Origin of the sequence: Bacillus sp. FSL K6-1560 (assembly GCF_038592935.1) — a bacterium.
GTDB classification, from domain to species: Bacteria; Bacillota; Bacilli; order Bacillales; family Bacillaceae; genus Bacillus; species Bacillus subtilis.
In genome coordinates, this window is sequence record NZ_CP151946.1 from 2573615 (window position 1) to 2592830 (window position 19216).

Genomic DNA, 19216 nt, shown 5'->3' on the forward strand with positions numbered 1-19216 from the left:
GCTTATCCCTTCTTTCTCATGCTGCAAATAAAGAAACCATCTGTTCCGAAATAATGAGGAAGGATTTGAAGCCTTCCATCCCGAACAAAGGGTCTCACCTTTTCAGGCAGCCGCTTTTCAAGAGACAAATCGGGTTCAAAATCAGGATGTTCTTGTATAAACGCATGTATTACTTCATCATTTTCTGTCCGGTCCATTGTACACGTACTGTAGACAAGAGTGCCACCTTTTTTTACTAATGGTGCGATTTCCCTCAAGATCGACAGCTGGATTTCAGCTAGACGCGCGCTGTCGTCAGGCTTTTTCGTGTATTTCATGTCCGGCTTTCTTCTGATAACACCGAAACCTGAGCACGGGGCATCGACCAATATTCGGTCAAACTGTTCGTTTTCAAACGTTTCCCCTGCTTTTCTTGCATCCATTGTTTCCGCATGAATGATTGTCAGGCCAAGCCGATCTGCCGCTTCTTTGATTAGCTTCACTTTATGTTTGTGAAGATCAAGCGACGTAACACTCCCCTTGTTCTTCATTAATTCTGCGATATGAGCCGACTTTCCGCCAGGCGCCGCACACGCGTCAAGCACTGTTTCATCGGGCTTAGGATCAAGGGCGCGGGCGACGAGCATGGAGCTCTCATCCTGGATGGAAACTTCGCCGTTTTGGAAGAAATGAGTTCCGGCAATTGTTCCCTTTAAGAGCTTCACAGCATCTTCAGCGAGGTCGCCTTTTTCAACTTCGATTTCCTCAGCAGCCATTTGGTCAAGCAGCTCAGCTCTGTCTGCTTTCATTTGATTGACACGCAGCGTCTGCTTCGGCGGAATGAGATGGATGCGGCAAATCTTTTCCGCAGCTTCAAATCCATACGCATCCGCCCACTCTTTCACAAGCCATTCCGGATGGCTTGTTTCTGTCGCCAGCCGGCGGACAGGATCTTCGATCGCGTCAAAGGATGGAACACCTTCGCGCTGAATAGAACGGAGCACGCCGTTGACAAATGAAGCAATGCCTTTGTGTCCGCGGATTTTAGCAATCTCAACCGCTTCATGGATGGCTGCCCTGTCTGGAATCTTCTCTAAATACTCCATTTGATATAAGGATAGGCGAAGAAGCTGAATCACCCACGGCTTTACCTTTTGAGGCTTATTGATAAACGGTTTAAGCATATAATCAAGCGCGATCTTATTTTGTAATGTACCATAGACAAGTTCAGTCAAAAGCCCTCTGTCCTGATCACTCAGTTCATTTGATTTAATGACCGATTTCAGCAGCAGGTTGCTGTATGCCTGGTTTTGTTCTAATTTGATCAGCGCTTCAAGGGCGATGTCACGAACACTAGTTTTTTTCATTGTTTACTCCTAACACATCACCGGTTTCAACATGAGCGCCTCGCACAAAGTCTTCGCCTTTCATTCGTTTTTTGCCTGCCGGCTGGAGTTCGGTTAATAACAGAGCCGTCTCGTTACCTGTGGCAACGATAATCCCTTCCTTTTCCACCGCAACGACTGTGCCGGGCTCAGCTGTTGTTGGTGCGGGTGTTTTTTTCGATTCCCACACTTTCAAGTTTTGTCCATTAAGCGTCGTATAGGCAACAGGCCAAGGATTTAAGCCGCGGATCTGGTTGTAAAGCTCTTCGCCCGTTCTAGACCAGTCGAGCAGCTCTTGCTCTCTTTTGATATTAGGCGCGTACGTCGCTTTCTCTTCATCCTGCTTTTCAGGTGATATGCTGCCGGCAATGACGTTTGGAACCGTTTCAGACAATAGCTTCGCGCCAGCAACGCTTAATTTATCGTGCAGTGTTCCGACATTGTCGGTTTCTGCAATATCCACTTCCACTTTTGAGATCATGTCCCCGGCATCCAATTTTTCTACCATATACATAATGGTAACCCCGGTTTTTTTCTTTCCCTGCAGAATGGAATAATGGATCGGAGCACCGCCGCGCAGTTCCGGCAAAAGGGATGCGTGAACGTTAATGCAGCCGTATTTTGGACTGTCGAGAAGCTCTTTAGGCAAAATTTGTCCGAATGCCGCCGTTACAATCAGGTCAGGCTTTAATGCCAGCACTTTTTCAATTTCTTCTGTCAATCTGACTTTTTCCGGCTGAAGAACCGGGATGCCGTGACGCAATGCCTCTTCCTTTACCGGAGGAGGTGTCAGTACTTTTTTTCTGCCCTTCGGACGGTCCGGCTGTGTGACGACCCCCACTACTTCATATCCGTCCTCTATCAGGGTTCTTAAAACAGGAACTGAAAAATCCGGCGTTCCCATAAATACGATTCTCGTCATCAAATCATCCTTCCATATCCGCTAGTTCATCTTCTGTATAGTATTTACTTATTTTAGATGTAAACAGCACACCGTCTAAGTGGTCCATTTCATGCTGCACGGCTCTTGCTAAAAAGCCTCGCGCTTCCAGAATGAACGGTTTTCCCTGACGGTTAAACGCACGCACTTTGACATAATCGGCACGTGTGACATCACCATAGACGCCAGGAAAGCTCAAGCATCCTTCAATTCCGGTTTGCTCGCCGCTTTTTTCTAAAATTTCAGGATTAACGAGATCAATTCTCCCTCTGTCATCCCCGATATCTACGACGGCCGCTCTTTTTAAAATGCCGATTTGCGGCGCTGCCAGTCCGACACCATCCATTTCAAGCATGGTGTCGTACATATCATCAAGCAGTTTTTTTAGCTTTTTATCAAAAACAGTCACGGTTTCCGCAGGTGTTTCCAAAACCTCCGCAGGATGTGTGACGACCTTTTTTACTGCCAATTTGTTACCCTCCAAGACGTGAGATCTTACATCATCATATAAGGATTCATATCAATTGAAATCATTACATGTTTTTGTTCAATTTCGCGTTTATAATGTTCCAGTATCTTCTTCAATAAAGCGGATAACTGGGTTTCCTGTTTGTATTTTATCACGCATTGATAGCGATATCTATCTTTGATCCTGGTTATCGGCGACGCGCTTGGTCCGAGAATTTTCGTGTCAGCTCCGCAGTTTGCTTTCAAAAAATGAGCGATCTTTTCAGCTGTAACCGCTGCTTTCGCCACTTCCTCATGAGAAACAGTCACAAGAGCCAAATAGTAGTATGGCGGATAGGATTGCTCTCTCCTGTGGGCCATTTCATGCTGATAGAACGTTTCATAATCGTGTGTCTTCGTCAGCTGGATACTGTAATGAGACGGTGTATACGTTTGAATGATGACATGGCCGGGCTTTTCATGCCTGCCTGCCCGGCCGCTGACTTGCGTTAACAGCTGAAATGTTTTTTCAGCCGATCTGAAATCAGGAATATGAAGTGTTGTATCAGCACTTAACACTCCGACAAGCGTGACATTCGGAAAATCAAGCCCTTTCGCGATCATTTGCGTTCCGAGAAGAATATCCGCTTTTTCTTCTCCGAAAGCTGACAGTAATTTTTCATGGGCGCCTTTCCGTGATGTCGTGTCAACATCCATCCGAATCACCCTCGCACTTGGCAGCACTTTTGTCAGCTCTTCCTCCACTCGCTGTGTTCCCGTTCCGAAAAAGCGGATATGCTCGCTTGCGCATTCAGGACAAGTGTGCGGAACAGGCTCTTCATGTCCGCAATAATGGCATTTCAGCCTTTGGCCGTAACGATGATACGTCATGGAAATGTCGCAGTGCGGGCATTGCGGGACATAGCCGCAATCCCTGCACATCACAAAGGAAGAATAGCCCCTCTTATTTAAAAACAGCACCGCCTGCTCTCCCTTGGCAATCGTTTCTTCAAGCTTTTCCATCAATTCAACTGAAAACATCGAGCGATTGCCGTTTCTAAGCTCCTCTCTCATATCGACAAGCGAAACCTCAGGCATCACCCGGTGGTTAACACGGTGCTTCAGTGAAAGAAGCTCGTATACGCCCTTTTGCGCTCTTGCATATGACTCTAATGTCGGCGTAGCACTCCCTAATACAACCGGGCAGCTGTGATGCTCAGCCCGCTTGATTGCCACCTCTTTCGCATGATAGCGCGGCATTTCTTCCTGTTTATAGGAAGACTCGTGCTCTTCATCGATGATTATCATTCCGAGATTTTCAAACGGAGCAAAAATGGCGGATCTGGCACCGACGACAAGCCGTACTTCCTTCCGGTGGATTTTACGCCACTCGTCATATTTTTCTCCTGTGGATAAACCGCTGTGCATGACTGCCACCTGGGAGCCGAAGCGGCCCTTGAAACGGTTGACCATTTGCGGCGTCAGCGATATTTCGGGTACGAGGACGATGGCTTCTTTTCCTTTCGCCAGTACTTTTTCAATTGATTGCAGATAAATTTCCGTTTTTCCGCTTCCTGTCACGCCGTGAAGGAGGAACACTTTATGCTCATCGCTGTCCAATGTCTCGCGTATGGGCTCAAAGGCAGCCCTCTGTTCGTCTGTCAGCGGCAGGGGCTCTGTTTTTTTGAACATTTTGTCCTGATAGGGATCTCTGTAAACCTCTTCATAGCTTTCCTTCAAAAGCCCTTTTTGGATAAGGGTTTTGATGGTTGCAGAGCTCGTGTCCGTTTTTTTGCACAATTCCGCTGCAGGAATTTTCACACCTTCCGGCTCAGAGATGAGAAAGTGAAGAATCGCCTGCTGTTTTGCTGCTTGGCGGGACAATCCCTCAGCCTGCTTAGCAAGCTCTTCTTTACTCGCATTTGCCTGAATATGCCTGACCATTTTTTTATTGGTTTTTTGCGCGACTTTATACGTCACGTCAATGTCCCCTTTTTGAACATGCCTTTGAATCAGTTTCAGCGTATCATGATCGGGTATATCTGAATACAAAAGCGTCTTTGTTTCAGAAAACAGCCGTTCCACTTGCGGCGGAAGATCGGCGCCGTGTGCAATTTTTAATTCTTTTTCATATTTCGCCTTTAAGGCGGCAGGCAGCATTGCTTGAAGCGCCGTTATTTTAAAAGACAGCGTTTTGTCTGACAGCCATGATGACAGATCCATAAGCTCCTCTGTCAGAACAGGTGTAAGATCTAATAAATCCTCTACTTCCTTGACAGATTTTCCCGATAGGTCAGATGCTTCTTTGACTGCTGTCACAAACCCTTGAATCTTACGGGGGCCAAACGGAACAATGACCCGCATCCCCGTTTTGATCATGCCCTTGAGATGGTCTGGGATTTTATAATCAAAAGGCCTGTCTATATTTTTGGTGCTGACATCAACGATGACTTCTGCAAAATTCATGAGCGCTCTCCGGTTTGTTTTGAGAGGGCTGCGATCTCCTGAAGGATTTCAAAAGAAACATCGAGCTTAGACATAATCGGGAGTTCGCGTTTATGCCCGTCTTTGAAAAAGATTGTCACGATATTCGTATCAGCACCAAAACCGGCCCCATTTGCTTTCACATCATTTGCCACAATCAAATCAAGGTTTTTAGCGGCGAGCTTTTTACGTGCATAGTGTTCAATGTCTTGTGTTTCGGCGGCAAATCCGACCAAAATCTGCTCTTTCTTTTTCTCGCCCAATTCTTTCAGAATATCGACTGTTCTTTTCAGTTCTAAGGTCATGCCGCCGTCTTGTTTTTTCATTTTATGGTCAAATACTGTTTTCGGCGTAAAATCGGCTACCGCAGCTGTTTTAATGACTATATCGCTTGCGTCATACACAGAGAGCACAGCTTCGCGCATATCCGCAGCCGATTGAACCGGGATAAACTCAGCAAGGCCTTTAGGCTGATCAAGTGAAACAGGCCCAGAAATTAAGGTTACCCGTGCGCCGAGCTGAACAGCAGCCTCCGCTAGCGCGTAGCCCATTTTGCCCGTCGATTTATTGGTAAAAAACCGGACAGGATCAACCGCTTCCCGCGTTGGACCGGCTGTAATGACCACATGCTTGCCTTCTAAAGGAGCGGATGTTTCTTCAGCAAAATGTTTTTCGGCCAGCTTTACGATGTTTTCCGGCTCTTCCAATCTGCCTTTTCCTACGTAACCGCATGCTAAATAGCCCTCACTTGGCTCAATAAAACGATAACCGTCCTGATAAAGAACAGAAATGTTTCGTTTGACTGCCGGGTGGTCATACATATGAACGTTCATTGCCGGCGCGATCCAAACGGGAGCCGTTGCTGCCAACAATGTTGTCGTCAGCATATCATCAGCGATGCCGTTTGCCAGTTTTCCAATCACATTTGCAGTAGCCGGTGCTACGATAATCAAGTCAGCCCAGTCTGCAGCATCAATATGAGAAATAACGCTTGGATTTTGTTCTTTAAATGTATCTGTATAGACTTCGTGGCGGCTCAATGCCTGAAATGTCAGCGGTGAAACGAATCGGCAAGCGGATTCAGTCATAATCACTTTGACATTTGCTCCTGCCTGAACCAGCTTGCTCGTTAACGCACAGGCTTTATAAACAGCGATGCCTCCGCTCACGCAAAGTAACACATTTCGATTGTTAAGCAATGAATTCTCCCCCTCTGCACTTTACAAAACCGCACGGAAAAAAATAACAACCTACATGATATAGGTTGCTACTTGTGCTACTATTCGCGGTCTTCCTTTTCAAACGAAAGCAGGCCTGCATCAATTTCTTCTAAAGCTTTGCCTACATATTTGTGTGAAATCGTATGTTCAATCATTTGGTCTTTTTTGATTTGCATTTCACGTGCGCGTCTCGCAGAAACAGTCACCAGCGTATATTTTGAATCTAATTTATTCATTAAAGAATCAATTGACGGATCTAACATTGATTATTCAACCTCCAGCATTTTCTTATATCTTGGTGCAACGCGTTCACGCTTCAAATGTTCAGCAAGAACGATTGCTTTGATTTTATCGCAAGCCGTTTCGACATTATCGTTTTCAACGACATAGTCATAAGCATCCATCATTTCGATCTCAGCTTTTGCGGCTTTCATTCGATTTTCAATCAGAGCGTCTGTTTCTGTGCCTCGTGTCACGATTCTGTTTTTCAGTTCAGAAAGGCTTGGAGGCGCAAGGAAAATAAATAGGCCTTCCGGGAAAGCATTTCTCACTTGAAGAGCCCCTTGAACTTCAATTTCTAAAAAGACGTCTTTTCCATCTTGAAGCGTCTGTTCAACATAATCGACTGGCGTGCCGTAATAATTGCCGACATACTCTGCCCATTCAAGCAGCTTGTTGTCCGCAATCATTTGTTCGAATTCGTCTCTTGTTTTGAAAAAATAATCGACTCCGTTCACTTCGCCCTCTCTTGGACTTCTTGTGGTTACTGAAATCGAATATTCAAATTTTGTGTCTTCCTGCGAAAAGATCGCTTGTCGAACCGTTCCTTTACCAACTCCTGAGGGACCTGAGAGAACGATTAATAACCCTCTTTCTTTCATGCGGCAATTACCCCTGCCCTTCATCCATAATTTCTTCTTTAACAGAAAGTCTGTGTGCAACTGTCTCAGGCTGGACGGCAGATAAGATAATGTGATCACTATCCATGACGACAACTGCACGGGTTCTTCGTCCGTATGTAGCGTCAATTAGCATTCCGCGGTCTCTTGCATCCTGAATCATCCGTTTGATTGGCGCAGACTCCGGGCTGACAATCGAAATCATCCGATTGGCGGAGATGATATTGCCAAATCCGATATTAATCAGTTTAATCGTCATCTTCTACGTTCCCCCTGTAAAATAGACGTCTCTAGTTTAGCCTAGTAAGACCGTCTGTAAACAATACGCACAGTCACTATTCTATATTTTGCACTTGTTCTTTTATTTTTTCAATAGAACTTTTCATTTCAACGACAAGCTTTGTGATCTGATGATCATTTGCTTTTGAGCCGATCGTATTTGCTTCCCGATTGAGCTCCTGAACAAGAAAGTCGAGTTTGCGCCCGACAGCTCCGCCACTAGCTAATATATCACGAAACTGGGCGAAGTGGCTCTTCAGCCTTGTAATCTCTTCAGTGATATCAGAGCGGTCTGCAAAAATAGCGCATTCTGTTACAAGCCGGCTCTCGTCTAATACATCTTCAGTCCATTCTTTGATTCTGGCGTACAGCCGTTCCCGGTAACGAGATACGACATCTGCAGCCAGCAATTCAGTTTCTCTCACCAGCTCTTCAAGCTGGTCAATATGCATCAGGCAGTCTTTCGCTAAGAGCAGCCCCTCTTTTTCACGCATTTCACAGAGACCTTTTACCGCTTCTTCTGCAGCATCGATGATCAACGCCTCCAGCTTGTCATTTTGCGTCTGTTCTTCATGAACCTGGACGACATGATCAAGCTTAAAGAAATCCATTACATCGGGCTCTGCAGACAATTGATACCGCTTCTTCATATCTCTCGCGGCTGCGACAAACTCATCGAGCAGCGGCCAATCAATTTCAAGCCTTTTCTCAACAAGCATATCACTGTCAACGGATACGAAAAGCTCAATTCTTCCGCGCTGAATATGCTGCAGAATGGTCTGTTTCAGCTTATCTTCAAAATATAGCAAAGGCCTTGGCAAACGAGCGTTCACTTCTTTAAATCTGTAGTTCACAGATTTAAGTTCAACGCTTACAGAGAGATCGTCTTGTGTTTTGCTTGCACTGCCGAAGCCTGTCATACTTCGTATCATTTTAAAACACCCAATTCTTCCCTGTTCTCATAATAAAAGGGCAATAGACACGCTATTACCCCTAAGATTATATCATATGAATTTATTTTTTTCTTGTTAAAAGTGACCCCGCCAGCAAAAAAGTAGGGATGGCGGACATACCGATGACGAGCATCCAGTCCCCCGGCGTGATGGCTACAGTATGGAAAATCGGCTGAAGCGGCGGATAGTAGATTACTACAAGCATCAGCAAAATGGATGACAATACCGCGCCGATTAAATACAGGTTTTGAAACGGATTTCTAGAGAAAACAGAAGTTTCGCTGCGGCAGTCAAACACGTGAATAAGCTGAGCGAGCACCAATGTGGCAAACGCGATCGTCTGGGCATAAGCTAAGTTTTCCGGATTGCGGTGGTACACAATGATAAACGCTAAAATAGTGGCAACTCCGATTAAAAATCCTCTGGAAACGACCTTCCATCCTAGCTTGCGGGCAAATACCCCTTCTTTCGGATGACGGGGCTTGCGCTTCATTACGTCTCCTTCCGGCTGATCCATGCCGAGCGCCATTGCCGGCAATCCGTCCGTCACCAAGTTGACCCACAAAATCTGAATCGGAACGAGCGGTAAAGGAAGGGCGAGCAGCATCGCAAACAGCATGACAAGGATTTCTCCGACGTTAGACGCCAGCAGGTATCTGATAAACTTCCTGATATTTTCGTAGATGTTCCTGCCTTCTTTTATCGCTGATTTAATCGTCGCAAAATTATCATCTACGAGAACAAGAGATGATGCTTCTTTGGCCACATCTGTCCCGGTAATGCCCATAGAGACGCCGATATCAGCTTGTTTAATGGCAGGAGCATCATTGACGCCGTCTCCCGTCATCGCCACAATATGCCCGTTCTCCTGATAGGCTTTTACGATTTTTAGTTTATGTTCAGGGGAAACGCGGGCAAATACATATACATCCTCCACCACATGAGAAAGCTCTTCTTGAGAAAGTTCATTCAGCATCTTGCCGTCCATGATTTTGCCGCTTTTCGGAAGGAGGCGCAAGTCTTTCGCTATCGCTTTAGCAGTTTCTACATGATCACCTGTAATCATAACGGTCTTAATTCCTGCTTCACGGCATTCTTTTATCGCCTGTCTGACTTCCGGCCGCGGGGGATCAATGATACCTGAAAGGCCAAGCATGGTCAGATCTTTTTCCGCCTGCTCCATTGACGGTGTTTCGCCTGCTTTTATCGGCCTGTAGGCGACGGCTATCGTTCTGAGCGCCTGTGATGCCAAATGTCTTAATACCGCCTCTGTTTCTGCTTTTCTTTCATTTGAAAAAAGAGCCGCTGAGCCGTCATAATAAATACGGGAAGATCGCTGCATCAGTACATCCGGTGCACCTTTTGTAATGATATAGCGCTTTCTGTCTTGATCCTCTACGATGACAGTCATCATTTTCCGTGCAGAATCAAACGGAAATTCTTCGACCACCCGGTAGTTTGATTCAACAAACTCCTTTGAAAAACCGCCTTTTCTTGCCGCGGTGAGCAGCGCTCCCTCTGTCGGATCTCCGTCAAGCACATATTCGCCGTCTCTTTTCTCAATATTGGAGTTGTTACAAAGCGCTCCGAACAGAAGCATCTGCTGAAGCGGCTTATGTTCATTGACACTGATCTCTTTTTCGTTTAGTGTGAAGCTTCCTTTCGGTTCATAGCCGGCCCCTGCCACTCTCCATGTTTTCCCCCCGGACCAAACATGTGTCACCGTCATTTTGTTTTGGGTCATTGTCCCTGTTTTATCTGAACAAATGATAGACGCACACCCAAGCGTTTCAACAGCAGGAAGCTTTCTAACAATGGATTTTTGTTTAATCATCCTCTGTACACCAAGCGAAAGCGCCACTGTCACAATCGCCGGCAGCCCCTCCGGAATAGCGGCTACCGCTAACGAGACACCTGCTAAAAACATACTGTACAGATCATGACCCTGAATAACACCGACAGCAACGACAAGTACGGTCAGAAGCAATGCAACAACAATCAAAATCTTCCCGAGCTGCTCCAGTCTTCTTTGCAGCGGGGTTGACAATGTCCCTGCTGATTCAAGCATGTCGGCAATTTTCCCCATAGCCGTATTCATTCCTGTCCCGACGACAACCCCCACACCGCTGCCGCGGGTCACAATCGTTCCCATAAATGCCATATTGGTAATATCGCCAAGTGAAACATCCGGTTTTTTCAATTTATCAGCATGCTTCACAACCGGGATAGATTCCCCGGTCAGCGCTGATTCTTCTATTTCAAGGCTTCTCGCTTCAACAATTCGAACGTCTGCGCCAATTCTGTCCCCGCTCGTAAATTTCACAATATCACCCGGCACAAGTTCCTTAGAAGGAATCTTTGTCCAGCTTCCTTCCCTGAGTGCCATGACATGCGGTGTTGAAAGCTCTTTTAAAGCCTGAAGAGATTGCTCAGCACGCCTTTCTTGAAAGAAGCCGAGTATGCCATTCACAAACACAATCGCAATAATCGCAACCGCATCTACATATTCACCAAGAAAACCTGAGATTAACGTTGCCGCCAGAAGCACAAGCACCATAAAATCTTTGAACTGCGCGAAAAACAAGAGAAGCGCTGAAGTTTTTTTCCCTTCTTGCAGCTCGTTTGGTCCATGCTTGTCAAGGCGTTTTTTTACCTCTTTTTCTGTTAATCCTTGTTTCATGGACGTATTGGTTGCCTCTAGTAAATCTGTTTGTCCCATTTCATGAAACTTCATTCCGCTCGTCCACTCCCCTGCTCTCTTATAGAGATATCACTCTATAAGCATGCTTATTCTGACTCGTCCCATTTCATGCTATAATTATCGAATGCAGGAAGAATGAGAGGGTGTATTGCATATGTCGTTTGATGGCATGTTTACATACGGAATGACACACGAACTTAACGAGAAAATAATGGGCGGACGAATTACAAAAGTCCATCAGCCATATAAGCACGATGTGATTTTCCACATACGTGCCAAGGGAAAAAACCAAAAACTATTATTATCGGCACATCCGAGCTATTCACGGGTGCATATCACGGCACAAGCTTATGAAAATCCAAGCGAACCGCCAATGTTTTGCATGTTGCTGAGAAAGCATATCGAAGGCGGATTCATTGAGAAAATTGAACAAGCGGGCTTAGACCGCATTATGATTTTTCATATCAAAAGCCGAAACGAAATTGGCGATGAAACCGTACGAAAGCTTTATGTAGAAATTATGGGCCGCCACAGCAATATCATTTTGACTGACGCAGCAGAAAATGTGATTATCGACGGACTTAAGCATTTATCACCGTCAATGAACAGCTACCGTACAGTACTGCCCGGCCAAGATTATAAGCTTCCGCCTGCTCAGGACAAAATATCGCCTCTTGAGGCGTCAGAAGATGATATTTTGCGTCACCTCAGCTTTCAAGAAGGAAGGCTTGATAAACAAATTGTCGACCACTTTTCAGGCGTGTCTCCGCTTTTCGCCAAAGAAGCGGTTCACAGAGCAGGCCTTGCTAACAAAGTCACACTGCCAAAAGCGTTGCTGGCACTGTTTGCCGAAGTGACAGAGCACCGCTTCATTCCCAACATTACGACTGTAAACGGAAAGGAATATTTTTATCTGCTGGAGCTGACTCATCTAAAGGGCGAAGCGCGCCGTTTTGATTCATTAAGCGAACTGCTCGACCGTTTTTATTTCGGCAAAGCTGAACGAGACCGAGTCAAACAGCAGGCTCAGGATCTTGAGCGTTTTGTTGTGAACGAACGGAAGAAGAATGCCAACAAAATCAAAAAATTAGAGAAAACCTTGGAGTATTCGGAAAACGCGAAGGAATTTCAGCTTTACGGAGAGCTTTTAACCGCTAATTTATATATGTTGAAAAAAGGTGATAAACAGGCCGAGGTCATCAACTATTATGATGAAGAAAGCCCGACAATCACGATTCCTTTAAACCCGAACAAAACGCCTTCTGAAAACGCACAGGCCTATTTCACGAAGTATCAGAAAGCGAAAAATTCGGTCGCGGTTGTCGAGGAGCAAATCAGGCTGGCACAGGAAGAGATCGAATATTTTGATCAGCTGATTCAGCAGCTTTCGTCCGCTTCTCCCCGGGATATCGGCGAAATCAGGGAAGAGCTTGTAGAGGGCAAATATTTACGCCCTAAGCAGCAAAAAGGCCAGAAAAAGCAAAAACCGCACAATCCGGTGTTAGAAACATATGAATCCACCTCAGGCCTGACAATTTTAGTGGGTAAGAACAATCGCCAAAATGAATATTTAACGACCAGAGCGGCGGCCAGAGACGATATCTGGCTTCACACGAAGGACATTCCCGGCTCCCACGTTGTGATCAGAAGCAGCGAACCGGATGAGCAAACAATCTTGGAAGCCGCGACAATTGCAGCTTATTTTTCAAAAGCTAAAGATTCAAGTTCAGTGCCTGTAGATTATACAAAAATCAGGCATGTCAAAAAACCAAACGGCGCGAAGCCCGGCTTCGTCACCTATGACAGCCAGCATACCGTCTTTGTCACGCCTGATGCTGATACGGTCATCAAGCTGAAAAAAAGCTGAGCCGCATAAAGAAAAGCCAGAGCATTTGTATGCTCTGGCTTATTTCTTTCTTCTCATCTGATAAAGCCTGTTCACTTCAGCAACAAAATCGCCGTCAATCAGCTTATCCACGTTTTCAGCAAGCTCTTTCGTGTGCTTTGGACTGGCTCCGCTTGTAGAAACAGACACAGTGACATGCCCTCTTTTTACGATTTTCGGCATATATACATTGCCAAGCTCAGCGTCACTGACACAATTGACAAGCTGAAAAGGCGAAGCGGATTGGGCAATTTCTTTGTTCACTGCCGCATTATCCGTCGCAGCAATAATGAAGAAAGCATTGAGATAATCTTCTTTTTCAATTGTCCGTTTTTCCCATTTGATACGTCGCTCTTCTGCCATTTGCTTGATTTCCGGTTCAACATCCGGACTGACGAGCGTTATATCAGCTCCCTCAGAAATCACCGTTTTCAGCCTTCTGAGAGCGATGCTTCCGCCCCCCGCAATGACAACCTTCTTCTTTTCCAGGCTAATGTGCAGCGGAAGCATATGAACCTCCATCAAAATCAAATTGTCCCTCAGGATTTGCCGCAGTTTCTCTCACACGGTTCAAAAATGCGTTTTTCACATGAGGATGAAAACCGATATAGGAAGAGAGGTAGACGTTCGGATTATGAGCTTTTAATTTCTGAACCTCTCGTTCGATTTCATTCATCAGCATACCCGTAAAGAGCAAATATGGAACGATAAAGGTTGTTATGCCGTCATCTTTTTTAAGTTCTGAAAAAACCTCTTTGTAATTCGGGCCGCATGCTGTCAAAAAGCACGGAATGACTTCCTTGACTGGAACCATTTCCTGAAGAAGATTAGCAATACCGGTTACGTCTCTTTTGACATCTGGATCTGAACTTCCCCTTCCGATGAGCACCACTCTGGCATTTTCATATGGAACACCTATGTCTTTCATTCGGTGATATACAGCCTTGACTACTTCTTCGTCAATCCCGATCGGCTTTCCGTATGAAATGCGGACTGACGGATATCGGGATGCAACACGGGCAATTTCTTCCGGAATATCATGTTTTGCATGCGCAGCTGTTAAAAGAAGCAGAGGCACCACTGCGATATGAGTGGCGCCTTGCTTCACACATGCTTCAAATCCTGTCTCAATTGTCGGCTCCTGAAGCTCTAAAAAGCTGATTTCTTGTACTGGCACAGAGATGTGGGCCTTGCATCCTTCCAAAAAGGCTGCGGCTTCTTGCTGCGCTTTTTTGACCCGGCTGCCGTGGCCGACATATAAAATTGCTTGTTTCATTTTTACAACGCCTCGCTTAAATCTTGTTTTTTCAGTTCAGATTCAAACCATTCCAGCTTATAGTGATAATTTACAACATTTCCAATGACAATTAAACTCGGATTTGTAATGTTTTCTTTTATCACCGTTTCTGAAAGGGTGTCAACTGTACAAAAAACAGATTTTTGCTTGTCCGTTGTTCCCCAATGAATAAAGGCTGCCGGCGTAGAACCGTCCCGGCCATTTTCAAGGAGTTTTCTCTCAATCTGCTGCACGTTTTTGATACCCATATAGATGACAAGTGTATCAATTCCTGTAGCCAGCGCTTTCCACTTTTCCTCAAAATCTTCTTCTTTTTTATAGTGACCCGTTACAAAAGCGACATTAGAGCCCGCCTCCCGATGAGTAACAGGAATTCCGGCATAAGCGGCTGCCGCGATTCCAGACGTAATGCCGGGGATGATTTCAAACGGAATTCCATTTTCAGAGAGGCATTCCGCTTCTTCCCCTCCTCTCCCGAACACAAAAGGGTCTCCGCCTTTCAGTCTGACAACCATTTTCCCTTTTTGCGCATACTTCACAAGAAATCGATTGATGGTTTCCTGCTTCATCGTATGAAAATCCGGAAGCTTCCCGCAGTAGATCAGGTCTGCTTGCTCTTTGGCATATTGTAAAATCTCTTTATTTACTAATCTGTCATATAAGATGACATCAGCTTTTTCAATGGCTTTCAGCGCTTTAATTGTCAGCAGATCAGGGTCACCGGGACCCGCTCCTACAATATATACTTTCCCCATCGTATTTCCCCCGATCTATTCGAGTTCTTCCAGAAGATTCGCTGTGATGATGTTCTCGCTTGCATTCCGGCATCTGAGAAGAACGCAGCAGATCATATTCAGCTCAATTTTTGTTTAACAAACTCGATCAGCTGATTTTTACACGCTTCACGGTCATGCTGTCCTGAATCAAGAACGAGCTCTGGAGCTTCCGGTTCTTCATAAGGAGAATCAATTCCTGTAAAGAACGGAATCTCGCCGTTTCTTGCTTTTTTGTAAAGCCCTTTCGGATCTCTTTGTTCACAAATATCAAGGTCGCATTTAATGTAGACTTCATTAAATTCGCCCGCTTCCACAAGCTCGCGAACCTGTTGTCTATCCTCGCGGAAAGGAGAGATAAAAGCAGTAATCACAATGGTTCCCTGCTGAACAAAAAGCTTCGCCACCTCTCCGATCCGGCGGATGTTTTCTTTTCGGTCTTCATCAGAAAAACCAAGATCCTTATTTAGGCCGTGACGGATATTATCCCCGTCCAGCACAATGACTTGGTAGCCTTGCTCAAACAATTCTCTCGCAGCGGCGTTGGCAATCGTTGATTTGCCTGAGCCGCTTAACCCTGTCAGCCAGAGAATGGAGCTTTTATGCTTGTTTTTTTGCTGGTACTCTTCTTTTGTGATAGAGGCTTCATGCCATACAATATCGCGATTTGTCACTGCCATTCCTCCTTAAGATACGCCTACTTCTTCTTTTTTCTTCATCCCTTTGATTAACACTTCTACGACTTCTTTTCGACTGAATTCAGCAGGCGGCAGCACACCGTCTCTCAGCATACCTCTTACCTTAGTGCCTGATAAAATGACGTGATGCTCTCTGCCATGAGGGCAAGTTTTCGCTGTTCCCATATTTCCGCATTTTTTACAGAAGAAGCTGTGCTCGAATTTCAGCGGTGTAATCCCGAGTTCTTCAGGTTTAAATGTGTCAAACAGCTCCTGTGCTTCGTATGTTCCGTAATAGTCACCTACACCTGCATGATCACGGCCGACGATGAAATGTGTGCAGCCGTAGTTCTTTCTGACAAGCGCGTGGAAAATTGCTTCTCTAGGGCCTGCATAACGCATCGCCGCTAAAAAGACACCAAGGAAAACGCGATCTTTCGGGTAATAATGATCAAGAAGCACTTGGTAGCTTTCCATCCGTACATCAGCTGGAATGTCATCAGATTTTGTTTCACCTACTAACGGATTCAAGAACAAGCCGTCTACTGTTTCAAGAGCCGTTTTTTGAATGTATTCATGCGCTCTGTGAACAGGGTTTCTTGTTTGGAAACCGACAATGGTTTCCCAGCCTTTTTCCGCAAACTGGCGTCTCGTTTCTGACGGTTCAAATGTAAATTCAGGGAACTGTTTTGAAGCTTTTTTAATCAACGTAATCGGCCCGCCGACATATGTATTGCCGCGGCTGAACAGCTTTTTAACACCAGGATGCTCCTGTTCATCTGTTTTGTACACATTGACAGCTTCTTTTTGTTTGTCAGGCACGTACAGATCTTCGATTTGGATAACGCCGTATGTTTCTCCTTCATACGTTAACTTTACCGTTTCACCAAGTGACAGTTCCGCTGCTTTTTGCGCATCGACCGGAAGCGTGATCGGAAGAGACCAGACAACGCCGGAAGAAAGACGCATGTTTTCGACTACAGATACGTAATCTTTTTCATTAAAGAAACCTTCAATCGGGCTGTATGCACCGATACCGATCAATTCCAAATCCGCGAAAGAAATTAAATCAAGTTCAATTTCTTTTTGGATGCCGCTCACATCATATGATTCATCTACTCTGTTTACTAATGTTCCTCCGTGTGGTGCTAAGCTCATAATATCCATCTCCTCCTAGTTAACTTATAAAATTACTCAGATTAATGATCAGATTCCCCCGCCTTGTTCGTGGACTGAGCGTCTCTCTTTACGAATGGCCTTTGTCAGGCTGACGGCACCGCCCGCCGCTAAAAGCACACTTACCATGATAAAGATCGAATAATAATCCGCTTTTAAAAACAAGGATACAAGCAGATAAGAAATCGATAAAGATAAAAACGGCGATACGATCCATACCTTCAGCATCGTTTGAACAACTTGTTTATGGAACACGTTCGGCCCGTTTTTTGCCATGCCTATTCCGATAATAGACGATGACGTGACTTGCGCCAAGGGCACCGGCATCCCAAATACAGAACTGATGATCACCAGTCCCGCTCCTGTACCGGATAAGAGAATGCCTTCTCCTTTGGAGAATCTTGTAATTTTCTTCCCGTTTGTTTCTAACACACGCCGGCCTAATAACAGTGCGCCAAGAGCAACAAAAGCTCCTCCATACAAGGTTCCTTTTCCGACATCAAGCACACCGGCAGCTACTAACGGGCCAACAGCATTCGCCACGTTATTCATGCCTGCAGAGAATGCTTCGAAAAATCCGGCAACTAACAAAACAATACCGAGGATTTTTTGCTTTTTAGAAGATTTTACTTCAATCTTAAAATAACGAAACAGCTTAGATACGAAATAGGTGAAGCCGAAAGCGAACAGCGGGACAAAAACCCAAAATGACACAATGATCAGAAGATTGTTCACAAACAATACTTTATAAGCCACTCCCACGCCGACAACCGCGCCGACTGTTACTTCACTTGTCGACAAAGGAATGCCGAGCAGATTAGCAGTAAAGAGCGACAGTGCAGCAGCTCCAATAATGATGCAAACAATCGTCAGTGTAATCGTCTGCTCAGGAATAATGCCGGAGCTGATTGTTTTTACAACCTCGCCTCCGCCAATGACCGCCCCGGCAAAGACACCGACTGCGCATAGGATCAAAGCGTAAGTTTTCTTTTTGATGGCTCCGGAGCCGTAAGCAACCCCCATCGAAGCTGCAGCGCCGCTTGCACCAATATTCATCGCGAAAAACAAGCTAAATAAAATAGCGGCTAATTCCATTTTGCAGCTCCTTATTCATGCAGTCCGCATTCTGTTTTCGCCATACCATTCCATCTGCCTGAGCGCAAATCCTCTGCTGTAAAAGCGGGAGCAGTGCAAGGCGCACAGCCAATACTTGGATATCCTTGGTCATGAAGCGGATTGTAGTCCAATTCATTCCGGGATGTGTATCTCCAAATGTCTTTCCAAGTCCAATGGATAAGCGGGCAAACTTTTACTGACTTGAATTTTTCATCTTTGTTTAAGAAATTCGTATTGGCACGGCTTGGCCCTTGATCACGGCGCAGGCCGGAAAGCCAGGCTGGATGTCCTGAAAGCGCCTCTCTTAAAGGAACGACCTTTCTAAGATAGCAGCACTGATTCGGCTCTCTTTCCCACAGTTTGTCACCATGTTCTTCGGCTTGTTCCTCAAGGGTGAGGTCTGGTTTTTTCAGGATGATATTAAGACCCGGATAACGCTCTTTCACTCGTTCAATTGTTTCATAGGTTTCTTTAAAATGAAGTCCTGTATCAAGAAACACAATCTCTGCGTCTTTTTTCACTTTATAAATTAAGTCAATCAGAACGATTCCCTCAATTCCGAAACTGCAGGCATAAACAAGCTGATTGCCGTAATGGCCGTATGCCCATTTTAAAACTGACAGCGCTCCTTTATAAGGATCGTCTTCCGGAAATGTAATCGTTGGTTCTTCCCAATTATCGTACGTTAACATTTCTTCTTTCCTCCTTTCGGAGACAAACAAACAGTAGCTTTCTGCCGGTTGTCTTTTCCCAATTGTAATGTGATTCGCGGCTGCTGATATCACAGACAGCCTTTTTTCCTCTTAAAATAAAAAACTTTCAATCCGGCGGAAAGAAAGACAGGAACAGCATGCAGCCCTTATCTTTCAAAATGGAATTCATTTTGCTGGAAGTAGCACCTTACAAACTATGCAGGTTGCCGGGCTTCATAGGTCCAGTCCCTCAGCCGCTCTTGATAAGTTTTTAGATTTGTAGTAAATTTTAGCACAATTCTAACATAAGTCA

At 45.2% G+C, this 19216-nt stretch carries 18 protein-coding genes and 1 riboswitch; of the genes, 1 reads left to right on the top strand and 17 read right to left on the bottom strand.

Going from position 1 to position 19216, the window contains the following annotated elements:
• Positions 1-2 precede the first annotated feature (2 nt).
• The 10 genes from rsmB to NYE22_RS13835 all read right to left on the bottom strand — a co-directional run bounded on the left by rsmB (position 3) and on the right by NYE22_RS13835 (position 11320).
• Positions 3-1346 (bottom strand): 16S rRNA (cytosine(967)-C(5))-methyltransferase RsmB, encoded by a 1344-nt coding sequence (rsmB, locus tag NYE22_RS13790; RefSeq protein WP_161985987.1) that lies wholly within the window; start codon positions 1344-1346, stop codon positions 3-5.
• Positions 1333-2286, bottom strand: coding sequence for a methionyl-tRNA formyltransferase (fmt, locus tag NYE22_RS13795; RefSeq protein WP_161985986.1), 954 nt, complete (start codon positions 2284-2286; stop codon positions 1333-1335). The genes rsmB and fmt overlap by 14 nt, the downstream gene beginning before the upstream one ends.
• Before the next feature lie 4 nt (positions 2287-2290).
• Positions 2291-2773 carry a peptide deformylase gene (def, locus tag NYE22_RS13800; RefSeq protein ID WP_015383630.1) on the bottom strand — a complete coding sequence of 161 codons (483 nt, stop codon included), beginning with the start codon at positions 2771-2773 and terminating at the stop codon, positions 2291-2293.
• A gap of 26 nt (positions 2774-2799) precedes the next feature.
• Entirely contained in the window at positions 2800-5217 is a 2418-nt protein-coding gene (priA, locus tag NYE22_RS13805; protein ID WP_342411917.1) for a primosomal protein N', read from the bottom strand.
• Positions 5214-6434, bottom strand: coding sequence for a bifunctional phosphopantothenoylcysteine decarboxylase/phosphopantothenate--cysteine ligase CoaBC (gene coaBC, locus NYE22_RS13810; protein ID WP_017694849.1), 1221 nt, complete (start codon positions 6432-6434; stop codon positions 5214-5216). Before coaBC ends, priA begins: the two co-directional genes overlap by 4 nt.
• A gap of 80 nt (positions 6435-6514) precedes the next feature.
• On the bottom strand, positions 6515-6718 hold the full coding sequence (gene rpoZ / locus NYE22_RS13815; protein WP_003221520.1) for a DNA-directed RNA polymerase subunit omega: 204 nt from the start codon (positions 6716-6718) through the stop codon (positions 6515-6517).
• A gap of 3 nt (positions 6719-6721) precedes the next feature.
• Positions 6722-7336, bottom strand: a complete 615-nt coding sequence (gene gmk / locus NYE22_RS13820; RefSeq protein WP_003232083.1) for a guanylate kinase — start codon at positions 7334-7336, stop codon at positions 6722-6724.
• Between the two features lie 7 nt (positions 7337-7343).
• Positions 7344-7613, bottom strand: a complete 270-nt coding sequence (remA, locus tag NYE22_RS13825) for an extracellular matrix/biofilm regulator RemA (protein ID WP_003154355.1) — start codon at positions 7611-7613, stop codon at positions 7344-7346.
• Between the two features lie 76 nt (positions 7614-7689).
• Positions 7690-8565: a YicC/YloC family endoribonuclease gene (locus NYE22_RS13830; protein WP_009967215.1), complete on the bottom strand. Its 876-nt coding sequence runs from the start codon at positions 8563-8565 to the stop codon at positions 7690-7692.
• Positions 8566-8647: 82 nt separating this feature from the next.
• Positions 8648-11320 (bottom strand): calcium-translocating P-type ATPase, SERCA-type, encoded by a 2673-nt coding sequence (locus NYE22_RS13835; RefSeq protein ID WP_015252116.1) that lies wholly within the window; start codon positions 11318-11320, stop codon positions 8648-8650.
• A 121-nt stretch (positions 11321-11441) separates the two neighbouring features.
• Here NYE22_RS13835 and rqcH point away from each other — a divergent pair, with 121 nt between their 5' ends.
• Positions 11442-13154: a tRNA modification protein RqcH gene (gene rqcH / locus NYE22_RS13840; RefSeq protein ID WP_342411918.1), complete on the top strand. Its 1713-nt coding sequence runs from the start codon at positions 11442-11444 to the stop codon at positions 13152-13154.
• A 39-nt stretch (positions 13155-13193) separates the two neighbouring features.
• Here the strand turns inward: rqcH and sirC are convergent, their stop codons facing one another.
• The 7 genes from sirC to NYE22_RS13875 all read right to left on the bottom strand — a co-directional run bounded on the left by sirC (position 13194) and on the right by NYE22_RS13875 (position 18903).
• Positions 13194-13682, bottom strand: a complete 489-nt coding sequence (sirC, locus tag NYE22_RS13845; protein WP_003232091.1) for a precorrin-2 dehydrogenase — start codon at positions 13680-13682, stop codon at positions 13194-13196.
• Positions 13663-14448 (bottom strand): sirohydrochlorin chelatase, encoded by a 786-nt coding sequence (sirB, locus tag NYE22_RS13850; RefSeq protein ID WP_277710002.1) that lies wholly within the window; start codon positions 14446-14448, stop codon positions 13663-13665. Before sirB ends, sirC begins: the two co-directional genes overlap by 20 nt.
• A gap of 2 nt (positions 14449-14450) precedes the next feature.
• Positions 14451-15224 (bottom strand): uroporphyrinogen-III C-methyltransferase, encoded by a 774-nt coding sequence (gene cobA / locus NYE22_RS13855; RefSeq protein WP_029946173.1) that lies wholly within the window; start codon positions 15222-15224, stop codon positions 14451-14453.
• A gap of 98 nt (positions 15225-15322) precedes the next feature.
• The gene (cysC, locus tag NYE22_RS13860; RefSeq protein ID WP_015252120.1) at positions 15323-15916 is read right to left on the bottom strand and encodes an adenylyl-sulfate kinase; all 594 of its coding nucleotides are present in this window, start codon (positions 15914-15916) and stop codon (positions 15323-15325) included.
• Between the two features lie 12 nt (positions 15917-15928).
• Positions 15929-17077 carry a sulfate adenylyltransferase gene (gene sat, locus NYE22_RS13865; RefSeq protein WP_003245745.1) on the bottom strand — a complete coding sequence of 383 codons (1149 nt, stop codon included), beginning with the start codon at positions 17075-17077 and terminating at the stop codon, positions 15929-15931.
• Positions 17078-17125: 48 nt separating this feature from the next.
• On the bottom strand, positions 17126-18190 hold the full coding sequence (gene cysP / locus NYE22_RS13870; RefSeq protein WP_029317784.1) for a sulfate permease: 1065 nt from the start codon (positions 18188-18190) through the stop codon (positions 17126-17128).
• Positions 18191-18201: 11 nt separating this feature from the next.
• Complete coding sequence (locus tag NYE22_RS13875; RefSeq protein ID WP_003221498.1) at positions 18202-18903, bottom strand: phosphoadenylyl-sulfate reductase; 702 nt, start codon at positions 18901-18903, stop codon at positions 18202-18204.
• Between the two features lie 164 nt (positions 18904-19067).
• Positions 19068-19173: riboswitch (SAM riboswitch) on the bottom strand.
• Positions 19174-19216 lie beyond the last annotated feature (43 nt).

Excerpts from the sequence above, each read along its gene's own strand:
- priA (WP_342411917.1), bottom strand. The coding sequence starts at position 5,217 with ATGAATTTTGCAGAAGTCATCGTTGATGTCAGCACCAAAAATATAGAC.
- cysP (WP_029317784.1), bottom strand. The coding sequence starts at position 18,190 with ATGGAATTAGCCGCTATTTTATTTAGCTTGTTTTTCGCGATGAATATT.
- rqcH (WP_342411918.1), top strand. The coding sequence starts at position 11,442 with ATGTCGTTTGATGGCATGTTTACATACGGAATGACACACGAACTTAAC.
- cobA (WP_029946173.1), bottom strand. The coding sequence starts at position 15,224 with ATGGGGAAAGTATATATTGTAGGAGCGGGTCCCGGTGACCCTGATCTG.
- remA (WP_003154355.1), bottom strand. The coding sequence starts at position 7,613 with ATGACGATTAAACTGATTAATATCGGATTTGGCAATATCATCTCCGCC.
- NYE22_RS13875 (WP_003221498.1), bottom strand. The coding sequence starts at position 18,903 with ATGTTAACGTACGATAATTGGGAAGAACCAACGATTACATTTCCGGAA.
- fmt (WP_161985986.1), bottom strand. The coding sequence starts at position 2,286 with ATGACGAGAATCGTATTTATGGGAACGCCGGATTTTTCAGTTCCTGTT.
- NYE22_RS13835 (WP_015252116.1), bottom strand. The coding sequence starts at position 11,320 with ATGAAGTTTCATGAAATGGGACAAACAGATTTACTAGAGGCAACCAAT.
- NYE22_RS13830 (WP_009967215.1), bottom strand. The coding sequence starts at position 8,565 with ATGATACGAAGTATGACAGGCTTCGGCAGTGCAAGCAAAACACAAGAC.
- sirB (WP_277710002.1), bottom strand. The coding sequence starts at position 14,448 with ATGAAACAAGCAATTTTATATGTCGGCCACGGCAGCCGGGTCAAAAAA.
- gmk (WP_003232083.1), bottom strand. The coding sequence starts at position 7,336 with ATGAAAGAAAGAGGGTTATTAATCGTTCTCTCAGGTCCCTCAGGAGTT.
- sat (WP_003245745.1), bottom strand. The coding sequence starts at position 17,077 with ATGAGCTTAGCACCACACGGAGGAACATTAGTAAACAGAGTAGATGAA.
- sirC (WP_003232091.1), bottom strand. The coding sequence starts at position 13,682 with ATGCTTCCGCTGCACATTAGCCTGGAAAAGAAGAAGGTTGTCATTGCG.
- rpoZ (WP_003221520.1), bottom strand. The coding sequence starts at position 6,718 with ATGTTAGATCCGTCAATTGATTCTTTAATGAATAAATTAGATTCAAAA.
- rsmB (WP_161985987.1), bottom strand. The coding sequence starts at position 1,346 with ATGAAAAAAACTAGTGTTCGTGACATCGCCCTTGAAGCGCTGATCAAA.